Genomic DNA, 12,198 nt, shown 5'->3' on the forward strand with positions numbered 1-12,198 from the left:
AGAAGCTTTAAAAGATTACTATACCACTTTTCTTAACCAACTCTTAACTGCTTATTCCGTCGAGAAACGAGAAGCTTTGCTTGCTTTAAAAGCCCAGGTTTGCGGGGATTCTATTGATTTTCTTCTCCTGGATATAGACAAAGCGCGTGCTATGCTTTCTATCGATGAGTTAGGATTGCCTTGTCGCACCAATACACATGGCAGGCATGCGGTCGCCTCATTACACGGGCTTCATTGCAAAGCCAATCCTACTGCTGCGGTAGTCTCTGACTATCTAAAGCCTGCTTGGGAATACGCGGCTGCTTCTTTAACTCAAGCTTTTTCTTCAGAATCTATAATTGCTGCCCCTACCTCTTTCCTTAAAATATCTAACGTCCTAACTTTTAATTGGCAAGCTTCTATAGATCAGGGAGCAAAAAAAGTTTTTAATCAACAGCTGCACCAAGGTAAAACTTCTCAGCAAATCTTTAAAGATACCCCACAGCTTAAAAAAAAGTTATGTAGGGTCACATACTTGGAAGCTCGTACAGTCCAAGTCGGCTATACCATCGGGCATGCTGATGAAAGTACCCGCCCTCAAGCTATGCTACTAGCCGATCTAATTAGCGTTATAGAAATGTTTGATTTATTAAGTGATGAACGCTTGCTGACTACTCAGGAGGTTATTGAAAGCTGGCCTTTTCTTTTAGAAGAAGTGCACCAGTCTTACCCTTCCGATCCTGAAAGGCTTTTCCGGGAATATAAAATTTGGATGGAACAGCTATCTGAGGAACAACGTTTAAGCGAATTTTCGTCTGAAGGAGAGTTTAGCTTAAAATCCGCAAAACAAGCCTTGGATATTTTTCGCAAAGACTTTTTAAAAAAGAAAGAAGAAAGCAACTTCTGGCAACTTTTAGCCATATTAAAGTTACATCCTAAGTTAGCCTCAAATGCCTCGTTAGGCTCTTTAAGTGATTTGCCTGTAGCTTTACGTTGGACGGCTAAGCTATTTCCAAAAAAGCCTATAGAAGAGCTTTTTCGCCTTATACCTCCTTTATTGAAGAAAATTGATAAAGAATCATTTAGTAGCTTAGTGGTTGCCAGCCTCCTCATTTTACCTAACGATGGCAAAGCCGATAACTATATCGTAGAGCTTACTTGGAAAGATCAAGAGTTAGAAAGCTTAAAGCTGGCTTGCATTGATAATGACCGGGCTTTTGAGCCTGCTATTATTCCTTCAGGAAAAGGGCATAGCATCCATTTAAAATGCCTACCTTTTTTGTTCAAAGGGTGCATGAGCCAATCTATAGCCCCTTCAGTCAAGAAATTCGTAGTCAATTTAAACTCTGTCGATTTCTTGCTGCAATGGATTAAACAACTAGATAAAAGAAACCATCAGTACCAAAAACTCATTCACCAAGGGCACCTAACTAGAGAAGACATTTTTGATGAAGCAGCCGATAAAAAACTAGATCTCCCACTTTTATTGCCTAAAGGGCTATTAACGACCCTCTTTACAAAATTGCAACTACTCCAAAACATATTTAAACAAGATAATGTGACTCACTATAACCTTTTTAAAGCTTTAGAGCCCACTACTTTTGCCTGCTATCAAGTCCTGATGCGAATGTATGCTAATCCTTTAGATGCTCTATTAGCTCTGCATCACCTTCACACAAGCGTTGAGGATCTCTTAGAGCCAACTGCTTTATCTATAGTGGCTGCTTTGCCATGTTTAGTGCCTTTAGAAGAGGAAGTGAGTGACTTTCTAATCACGCTTAACTGGTCAGCTTCTATACCTACCTTACTTAAATCCCTGAAAATAGTTGCAGGCCTTTCCTTCTACCCGTCTCTTCCTCTTTCTTTGATACAAAAGCAAAATCTCTTACTGATAGCTATTCAATTAGGTAAACCTTCCTTAGTTAAGTTAGCGCTACAGTTAGGGGCTAAAGTTAACCAAGCGGATGAAGCTGGACAAACAGCCTTGCACAAGCTGATGCGTACCTATGATTTACCTAACTTAGAAGACGAGCAGGTATTCTCTATTGTCGAGCTTTTGCTAGCGCAAGAAGATATTGACCCGAATGTTGTTGACGATCAGCATTCCCCTCCTCTTTTCTCTCTCATTAATCGTGCTGCCCTTGCACCTAAGCGTTTTTCCTTTATATTAGCTAAGCTAGTCAATAAGGGAGTGGATTTGGATTACCCTGATTACCTTCATCAAGGAAGAACTCCTTTAGAAAAAGCCATGGCTCAAGATAACTTATTTGTATTCATAGAGCTTGCTAAAAAGGGGGCGGGCACTAAAACGCATCCAGCTAAAATTTTAGAGTTTGCGACAAAGCATGCACAAAACCCTGAGATAGGAGAGGCTTTACATCTTTTAGAAACTCAATTACCCGCTTTTGCTTACTTACGATCTCTTGCTCTTTTTACTTTACCGGCTACTGGCCATGGGTTTGAATGGGAAGGAGTGGACTCTGGTTCAGCTGCATTACATCCTCTTGTCATGCAACAGCTTCCGTTAAATGCGGGGTTAGATTTTATTAAGCTTTCCGGCACTCCTGGGCGCAGCGCCGTCGTAGCGGTAAGTTATCTCCATCGTAAGCTTCATTTTAAACCTAATCCGGAGATGGCAGGCAGAGAATATGCGGTAGGAAGCTTGCATCGCTTAATCATTGGACATGGAACGCCGGAGACAGAGCTATTTAAATGCTACAATGCCCGTCATAACCCTTACCCTCTATTAGTTTCAGAAACAAGCGAAGGACAAAATTTAGACGAGGCCTTAAAAGCTGGCAACACTTTGACTGATTTGGATTTACACCGATTGCATAATATGATGCTCCTCGCCATGCTCGTCAATCCAGAAGATGGCAAACCCGATAACTACATTTTACAATCTTTTATCAATCATCAAGGGGAGGAAAAAAAGCAGCTAGTGTGTGTCGACAACGATCATGCCTTTATTCCTTCTTTTTCAAAACAAGGAAAACTGCAGGTCAAATGCATTCTATTCTGCTTAAACCAGATGCATGAGTCTCTTCATCCTAAAACAATAAAACGTTTTTTACAGATTAAGCCCTTGGAACTTCTACAAACGTGGCTAAGAAATTTAGATAAACAGCAGCAACGTTATGCAAAGCTCTTTACCGAAGAAGACCGCGACTTTGTTTATATTTACCATAAGCAAAACCCGGTAGTTTCTATCCTTTTACCGCCTAGAACGGTAGCTAAAATCTATCAAAAGCTCGCCTGCCTCCAACGCGCTTTAGAAAACAATGCCAGTTTAACCCCTCTAGAGCTTTTAATCCGCTTAGATCCTCCTCTAGGAAAATGCTATACCGATCTTCTGCAATATGCTACCCTCTCCCCCTATGAGCGCTTTTTAAAAGGGCCAGGGCAATATTACGAAAGAAGTCCTAATGGCCTAGTGACTAGCAGTACGAGTCACTCCCTTTTAAAGTCAAGCAATATGCCTACTAAAGACTTAGCCAAACATGAAGGGCGTTACCTCCCTCAAGAAGCATTAAAAGAGCTACAAACTTTGAAAGAGCAAAGCAATCCTAAGCACCTTCAAACGGTTGCTGCTGCCATAAAGACAGGAAATATTAAAACTTTTCATGAACTTTTGACTAATGACTTACGCGAAGCTGTCCTAGATTTTATAGATATCTCTCAGCACAAGCAGCAGCTTGCTTTGCTTAAAGCTATGACCTCTTCCTCATTCGAAACTTTATCTTTACAATACTGCCAAGCATTAAATGATGCTCTTCTAAAAAGCCTGCTAGAAGCTTCGGCTGCCGTTACTAAGCTAGATGCCAGCCATTGTGAAGCTTTAAAGTCCTTTTCTTTCTCCGAATTGCCCTGTTTGACCTATCTTAACCTCTCTAGCTGCACCCGTCTTTCTAAGCTTATTTTAAAAGCCCCTAACCTGCGCTTTCTTGCTTTAAAAGGCAATCAAGCCCTAACTTTCATAGAGCTAGAAGCTCCTCTTTTAGAAGAACTGGAGCTAGAGGGTTGCACACGCCTTTCTTTCCACCAGATTAAAGCTTTGGCTAAAAAATGCCTTTATCTTAAGAGTTTAACCTTAAGAGGGTGTGATCTACCTTTATTGCCATCTTCTGAGCTTATTAATCAGCGGCCTTTGCTTATTCGTTATAATTTAGAAAGTTTTTCGGGGGAAGAGATGAGGCACCTTCAAGGCCTGTTCGATAATTCTCTAACCTCGCTAAAGCATAGAGGAGCCATATCCCCGCTAGTATTTAGAGCATTAATGGATGGGCTTAAAGTAAATACTTCGCTCACTAAGCTAAACCTGCAGAATAATCAACTTGGCGATCCAGGGGCTAGCACTTTAGCTGATGCCTTAAAAATTCATCCTTCACTCCGTGTGCTTAAACTTAACGGAAATAAAATAAGCAATCAAGGTGCTACCGGTTTAGCTAAACTCCTAGCAGCCAATCCTTCACTCACTAAGCTAGTCCTTAACCACAATCAGATAGGCAATCCTGGCACTACTGCTTTAGCTAATGCCTTGACTCATTCCTCGCTCACTTGTCTCATACTTGGGAATAATTTCATAGGCAATACAGGCACTATCTCTTTAGCTAAAGCTCTTGAGGCAAATACCTCGCTAACGAGACTAGACCTCCAAGCCAATCAGATAGGCCCTGAAGGCGCTACAGCTTTAGCTAAAGTGCTCAAAATAAATACCTCTTTAAAAGAGCTAGATTTTCATATTAATCAAATAGGCGATCTTGGCACCTATCCTTTAGCTAACGCCTTAGCAATTAACAGCTCCCTTACAAAGCTAGATTTACAAAGTAATCAGATCAGCGATAAAGGTGTTAATGCTTTAGCTAAAGCCTTAGAAATCAATTCCTCGCTCATGATCCTCAAACTTAGCGGAAATGAGATAAGTAACCAAGGAGCTAGCATTTTAGCTAAAGCTCTCGAAATTAATTTCTCAGTCGTTCATCTCGAACTTTGGTGTAATCAGATAAACGATGAAGAAATTTTACTATCTATCGATAAATTGTTAGAAAGAAATCAAAAACAACAAAAACAGGTAGAAGAACAAAAATTTCCAACAGCTACTTTAACCAAAAAAATAGGCTCTTACCCTAGTAAGAAAGAGTCAGAGCATGAGCTAATTTACCTAGACCAGACTAATCATAACTTTTCTATAGAAAAGCCTTTTTTAAGTGAAAGGATGGTGTTAGATTCTCCTTCCGCCGAGCCTATTCGACTGCTTGCTTTGCAACTCTGGACCGTACTTAACACCTATTTTTCATCGCCTGACTTTCAGCAAGCAAGTGAAAAAATCAAACGCACGACGGCTCGCTTTCAGATTCAGTTACTGGATCTCCAGTATTGTGATTATTCTCTATTTAACCCTACACAGCTTCAGCAAGCCCATAGTTATTTAAATACTATATCCTCTTACCTGGCTGATAAAGGAATTACTTCAAAGACACACTTTTTTAACGAGAATAAGGAGTGAAAATAAAAGAATTCTCTGAACAGTGATAAGTTAAGTAAGAACGATTTCTTTAACTTAACTAAGTTGGTTAATACCTCAGGAGCGTTTATACAGTAGGCATTGTTGCGTAAATAAAAGTAAGTGCCTGCTGAAAGATCGCTATTATAGAGCTCGAGAAGTATAGAGTTTAGTCTGCTAACAGAGGGGCTTTAGGCAGGCTATAAAAAAATTCACTTACCGCATACACAATTGATCCGTTTATAACAAAGCTTTAGTGCACAGAGTAAACCTTATGGTTTTAGGGATGCGACCCTTGAAAGATGAGAAAAATGAGACGGCCAATTATTAGAATTAATCCCAGTATTCTACTTGTTATAGGTACCTAAATATAGGCTTCAAAGGATTATTCATCTAACAACCGTAAAGCAAGCTGCTCTCCATTTTGGGTAAGATAAATTTCTTCATCAGAGATTTTTTTTATAAAGTTTGCTTGTATAAGCAATTTGCAAATAGCTTTAACTCCTTTATGCGTAATTCCTGCTTTTTCACCCACTTCATAGAAATTTAAGGGGGCTTCTTTATCATTTAAAGCTTCAAGAGCTTGATAGGCGCACATAATAAATCTTTCATCGGCTGTATGAGCTTTATGGGGCATGTATTCCTCATATATTTTCAGTTTTTTTTAAACGGGCACCCTCGGGGGTATCTTCAATAAGATAACCTTTGCTTACAATAAAATCCCTTAAAGCATCTGCTTGTGCCCAGTCTTTATTTTCTCGCGCTTTTGTGCGATTAAGCAGGGCCTGCTGTAGCTCATCCGGAATATCTTCATTAACTTTTTCGAAGTTAAGCACCCCTAAAACAGAGTCAAATTGGCGCATAGCCTGTAAGACCTCCTGAGCTTCGGTAACGCTCATATTTTGGGTATCGCTAATGGCGTTTACTTCTCTAACCAATTCAAAAACAGCAGCTAAAGCCACAGAGATATTTAAGTCATCGGCTAAAGCATGGTTAAATGCATGGTAGGCTTTCTGCACAAGAGGTCCAACTAAACCCTTTTCGTTACCTTTATTATAAGTTAAAAGCCTTTGAATAAAATCATTAAGTCTTTGCAAAGCAGCTTTAACACTTTCTAAACCAGGAAAAGTAAAATTAAGTTGAGTCTTATAATGCGTTTGCAGGAGCATGTAACGCACTTGTGGTCCTGTGAAGCCTTTTTCTAAAAGATCTCGTAAGGTATAAAAATTCCCTAGGCTTTTTGACATCTTTTTATCCTCTACCACTAAATGTTCTGCATGCATCCAGTATTTAACAAATATTTTATCGCTATAAGCTTCGGATTGAGCTATTTCATTTTCATGATGAGGAAATATATTGTCTACCCCTCCACAGTGAATATCGATACTTTCTCCTAAAATTTTTATTGCCATAGCAGAACACTCTAGATGCCAACCTGGACGTCCAGGCCCAAAAGGACTTTCCCAAAAAATTTTTCCATCTCGCTCGGCATTATAATGCTTCCAGAGAACAAAATCTGAGGCGCTTTCCTTGTCATATTCATCTGCTGTGAGACGCTCCGAGGCTCCTGTTTGCAATTCCTCTAATTTGAGATGGGATAAACATCCATAGCGAGGAAACTTGCGGATAGCATAATAAATACTTCCATCGCCTCCTTTATAAGCAACTCCTTTATGTAATAAAGTTTGTATCATTTGGATCATGTCTTCCAAATAATCGGTAGCCGCAGGATAGTGTTCAGCAGGTTCAATGTTGAGGCTTTTTAAATCTTCAAAAAATGCTTGAATATAAGGCTTTGTGTACTCTTGTAAGGTTATATTATGAGCAATAGCACCTTTGATAGTTTTATCGTCTACATCTGTGAGATTCATGACTTGCATCACTTTATAGCCAAAAAATTTTAAAGTACGTCTTAACACGTCCTCAAAAATATAGGTTCTAAAATTGCCAATATGGGCAAAATTATAAACTGTCGGGCCGCATGTATACATACGGACCATTCGATCGTCAAAAGGTTTAAATATTTCTTTAGTTCGTTTTTCAGTATTAAAGAATTTGAGTGAATTTTTGCTTTTCTCGGCTTGCTCTATCATTATTTGCTATACTCATTTAAGTATCTATTTTTCAAAATCTTGTTTCTAATCATTTTTGCAAGTTTTATCCTAGCAAACTATTAACATCCTTATGCTTTATTCAAATATTGGTTCTCTAACAGCCGATAATTGACCTTGCCTGTACCCATGATAGGAATAGAATCAAGCTTATAGACAGCATTTACTTTGACTAAATTGCTAAATCCTCCTTCTTTTAAAGTCTTGTTCACTTCATCGACTGTAGTCTCAAAACGGGTAAATAGATAAAGCTTGGTTTTTTCTCCATCCACTTCGTTGGCGCACATGGCTAGTAATGGTCCCTCGTTTTCTACAGCATCCCAGCCCTTTTCCTCTTTCACATGTAAAAGCACGTTTTCAACTGAAGCTAAGCTTATCATTTCGCCTCCTATCTTCACAAAACGCTTCATACGCCCAGAAATCGTTAAAGCATTGTTAGCGTCCAGAAACCCTAAATCCCCAGTCTTATACCACTCTTTACCATCTACCATTACAAAAGGATTAGACACCCCTGGATTGAGATACCCAGAAAAAACATTTGGCCCTCGTGCTAGAATTAATCCTTGGGTATCGGGAGGAAGAATTTCGAGAGTTTCAGGATGAACAATCATTAGCTCTACATTACTTAGGGGCTGGCCCACGCCTTTGTGGGGTTGGTTAGGCCTATTAATAGTTAGTACGGGGGAGCATTCCGTAATTCCATAGCCTTCAAGAAGATGATTTTTTTTCCCTATTTTTTCTATTTGCTGAAATAAGTCAAGAGGAGCTTTCTCTGCCCCCGTTACGCATAAACGCATTTTCTTCAAGTTTTCAGCTTTAGCCACTTTTAGCATGCCTTTTATAAAAGTAGGCGCCCCACAAATAAGGGTAGCTCCCCATCTTTCAAAAGCAGAGGCAAGCCCCTTTCCATCGGTGGGATTGGGATAAAAGGTGGTTCTAAAGCCCGAAAGAACTCCTAATAAACTACTCACAGTAAATCCAAAGGAATGAAAAGGAGGGAGCATGGCGAGAAATACATCATCACTAAAGATTTCTACATCATTTAGAGAAGCTCTTAAATTAGAAAGAATATTGGCATGCTTTAAAGGCACTCCTTTAGGCATGCTTTCCGTACCACTTGTAAATAGGAGAACGGCTACATTTTCGGGATTATTACTAAAACCTAGCTTTTTAAATATTTTATTATTGCTTTGTTTTGAACGCCATAAGGCCTTGAGCTTTTGCTTAATTCCTAAATGAGGGCGTACGTCTTCAAGCATTAAAAGTTTTTCTTCAATACCCTTCAACTCTACATTCTCTAAACGATCGAGAAAAGTCCATGAAGTTAGGACCACCTCAATCTTAGAAAGAGAAGCTACAGATTCTAAATGACGAGAACCTACTGTCCAATTAATCATTAAAGGAACTTTCCCGGCTAGCTGTACAGCCAGTATAAGGATAGCAGTACCTGCAGAGGAGGGAAGAAGGATTCCAATATATTCGCCTGGTAGTTTTCGGATGTATTCAGCAAGGAGGATAGCACGTAACTTCATTTGAGAATATGTTAGAATGCCTGTACGGTCGTCGCTGCAAGCGGGTTGCTTACCCCTCTTTGAACATACATTAAAAAAAGCTTCAGGGATAGTATGACCTGGCGCAATGTAACAGCGTGTACGAAATTCATTTACCTCCCATTTAGCAGAGGCTTTTGCATGGGTCTCTGTTATAAACCGAGTAGTGATTTTTTTTGCGGCATATCCCATGAGTTTATTGACAGTGGTTAAATCCGTAACAGTTACTCCCTTAACGTCAAACTTTTCATCTAGATAAACCACCAACTCAGCCATATCCAAAGAATCCAATCCTAAATCTGCGGACAAGATCCTGGAAGATTTTATCTCTTTTGCCTCTATATCAGCCACTTCTGATAACTTATTGATGATTAGCTCCTGCACTTCTTTAGGAATAGTGTCTAAAGGGATAACGTCTTCAGCAGGAGCTTTTAGATCCTCAATTTTAGGAATTTTATTGTTCCATCTACTATAAGGAACAAGCACTAGTGTATCACCAGGAGCTTTATTATTTTCTTTAGAAAGGCCATCCGGCTGATTATACCAAGATTCTAAATATTTATTTATTTCGATACGTGTACCTTTATAAGGGAAATCTTCAGGTGCCACCTCAAAAGAAATGATTATCTCTCGTCGAGGGGTAAATAAAATTAAATTTTTGAGGACATGCTTGATTCCCTTTATAATTGTAGGAAACATAAGAGGAGATGAACCGGGTGTAAAAGCTCTTGAAAAGCTGCTACCCCATAATCCTTTTGTTCTAACCAGCACGACATTTAGAGTAGGAGCACCTTGTATGATTTTATGAGCCCCTGAAGCCCCTCCAATGATCTCGAGATGAGTGTCCTTGGTCTTACCCGCCGGGTAAACAAGAAAGTTTTGCTTATTATTAAGGCCGTCTATCACAGCCTGAAAAACCTCTTCATTTTTCTTGCGCTTTAAGCTGTTAGTGGTAGTATGAAAATTGGGCACTGGCAAAGCGTCTATAAGACGAGCAAACCTATTAATCGCCGGATGATAATACATATAGTCTGTAATCATGGGGCGAATGGGAAATTTTTTTATTACAGCCATAGAAACAGCTATTGGATCAACAAAAATGGCAGGATGGCTGGGAAGAAATAAAACCCCTCCTGGCCTTTTTAGAGTTTGGGAATTGATGTTTTCGAGCCCTTCTATTTTGATGCGATATCTAAACCATAGCATGCACTTCAATAAATAATAGGTAAAAATAAACAAAATTTTTTTCATCATGTGTAAATTCCTTATAAGCTTTTATAGCCGAGCATTTTCATTTAATGGATTAAAATTTACAAGAAGAATTCTAGCTCTTTCCGCGCTCTATTAATAGACAAGCCTTCTCTCCTAGCTTAATTCTTCGTTATTGATTAAACCGCACTAATTTTATAAAGGAAAAGCCCATACATGCTCAGATTAAGAGATAGGCTTCTTTTTTTCCCAATAGGCATGAGGAAAAGTTCCTAAATAAAAAGTAAACAGGCTATCTAGAAAAATTAGTAATAGTAAATTTCATCCCTCGCATGCTAATTTGCATAAAAATTAATCAACCATTGAGAATCATTCGGATTTACCCCTTTTAGCCTAAGGGCATCATCAATATATAAAAATGGTTAAGTTAAAAAAAATTTATTCCCTCTATCCTACCTATTTCCTACATTTTTTTCTTGCAAAAGAGAAAAAGTATAAATAAACTGCATTCTTATCTTTGTGAAGGAGAAATTACTGATGCAGCTAGCCATACCCTCTAGTTTTACACTTACAGACTCCTGGCCCTGCAGGCTTTTGATAAGTTTAGCAGGCTCTTTTTTAATAGCGCTAGGTGCTAAGGTTAGTCTTACCCTCCCCTTTTCCCCCGTTCCATTTACCTGTCAAACTTTAGCCGTTCTTTTTCTAGGCATAACTTTAGGCTCTAGGCAAGCTGCTGCTGCCACTCTTCTTTACTTACTAGAAGGCACATGCGGATTACCAGTTTTTAGTCCCTTAATTGCTCAACCTCTTATTTTGATAGGCCCTAAAGCGGGCTATCTTTTGGCCATGCCTTTACAAGCTTATCTAGCAGGCAAAGCCTCTTCACAAAAATCTATGCAAGATAATTTAGTAATTCTTACTCTTGCATGTTTACTTGTTTTAGCCCTAGGGGCTAGTATTTTAGCAATTTTTGTAGGGGGAAAAAATGCAATTTACATGGGATTATATCCTTTTTTATTTAGTGAGGTTTTAAAAATATTTATAGCGATGGGTTATCTAAATTCTCGTAAAATTCAAAGATGAAATTTTTATCTCTCGGTAAAGTTATAGGAGAAGTCCTTAGAAAAAGAATTTTATTTAGTGTGTATAAAACATCTCTTTTTTAAAGAAATGAATCCAGCTTTGTTAAAAGCTATCCTATACCAAAGCCTTTTGCGTCTTACTCCCCAGCCTTGATAAAATAAAAAAGCTTTCAACTAATTAAACTTCCGTTCTTATCCAATCCTTGCTTAAAAGTCTTAATATATACCATTCCAAGGTAAAAACAGGGTTTTCTTCCTTAGAAAATTTATACAAACTACCCACCATCCTGTATTTACAGAGGTATAAAAATTTTAGTAATATTACTTATCTTTAAAATATAGTGGTTTGAATTTTAAATTTCTGTTCATTAACATATACTTAAAAAAGAGTAATCAATGGTTTGAGCAAGAGTAGAAAATTTGCTTAAGTTTGCTGCCACAATCTTCTTAAAATTAGCCCAAAAGGTTTCAATAGGGTTTAAATCTGGAGAATAAGGCGGTAAAAATAAAATCTCACACCCTGCCTTTTTGATAAGCTCATGAGTGGCTTGCGATTTATGGAAGGTAGCATTATCCATAATCAGGACCTGCCCTGTTTCAAGTTCGGGTATCAATATTTTTTCTAGCCAAAAGTTAAACAAAAGAGAATTACAAGTGCCTGTATAACAAAAAGGAGCTAAAATTTTAGACTTGCATTTAGCTGCTATAAAGCTTTCCCTAGCAAATGAACGGCCTGCTATAGCACCCATAAATCTTTTCTCCTA

Annotated in this window: 5 protein-coding genes and 1 pseudogene; 2 read left to right on the forward strand and 4 right to left on the reverse strand. The window is 38.5% G+C overall.

The genetic code is table 11. The features are described 5' to 3' along the window. Positions 1-5,485, forward strand: a pseudogene (locus tag DB41_RS10740) (hypothetical protein); the annotation flags it as partial. 382 nt (positions 5,486-5,867) lie between these two features. Here the strand turns inward: DB41_RS10740 and DB41_RS04790 are convergent. From DB41_RS04790 to DB41_RS04800, 3 genes are all read right to left on the reverse strand, one after another. After that, positions 5,868-6,119 (reverse strand): MarR family transcriptional regulator, encoded by a 252-nt coding sequence (locus tag DB41_RS04790; protein WP_039384934.1) that lies wholly within the window; start codon positions 6,117-6,119, stop codon positions 5,868-5,870. 7 nt (positions 6,120-6,126) lie between these two features. Then, positions 6,127-7,572 (reverse strand): cysteine--tRNA ligase, encoded by a 1,446-nt coding sequence (cysS, locus tag DB41_RS04795; RefSeq protein ID WP_039384937.1) that lies wholly within the window; start codon positions 7,570-7,572, stop codon positions 6,127-6,129. A gap of 92 nt (positions 7,573-7,664) precedes the next feature. Then, positions 7,665-10,397, reverse strand: a complete 2,733-nt coding sequence (locus tag DB41_RS04800; RefSeq protein ID WP_238578429.1) for an AMP-binding protein — start codon at positions 10,395-10,397, stop codon at positions 7,665-7,667. A gap of 492 nt (positions 10,398-10,889) precedes the next feature. On the opposite strand from DB41_RS04800, the gene DB41_RS04805 reads away from it, so the two are divergent. Further along, positions 10,890-11,435 carry a biotin transporter BioY gene (locus DB41_RS04805; RefSeq protein WP_042240939.1) on the forward strand — a complete coding sequence of 182 codons (546 nt, stop codon included), beginning with the start codon at positions 10,890-10,892 and terminating at the stop codon, positions 11,433-11,435. Between the two features lie 367 nt (positions 11,436-11,802). On the opposite strand, the gene DB41_RS04810 is transcribed toward DB41_RS04805, so the two are convergent. Next, positions 11,803-12,183 carry a transposase gene (locus DB41_RS04810; RefSeq protein ID WP_052243915.1) on the reverse strand — a complete coding sequence of 127 codons (381 nt, stop codon included), beginning with the start codon at positions 12,181-12,183 and terminating at the stop codon, positions 11,803-11,805. Positions 12,184-12,198: the final 15 nt, after the last annotated feature.

It is taken from the genome of Neochlamydia sp. TUME1, from assembly GCF_000813645.1.
Lineage (GTDB): Bacteria > Chlamydiota > Chlamydiia > Chlamydiales > Parachlamydiaceae > Neochlamydia.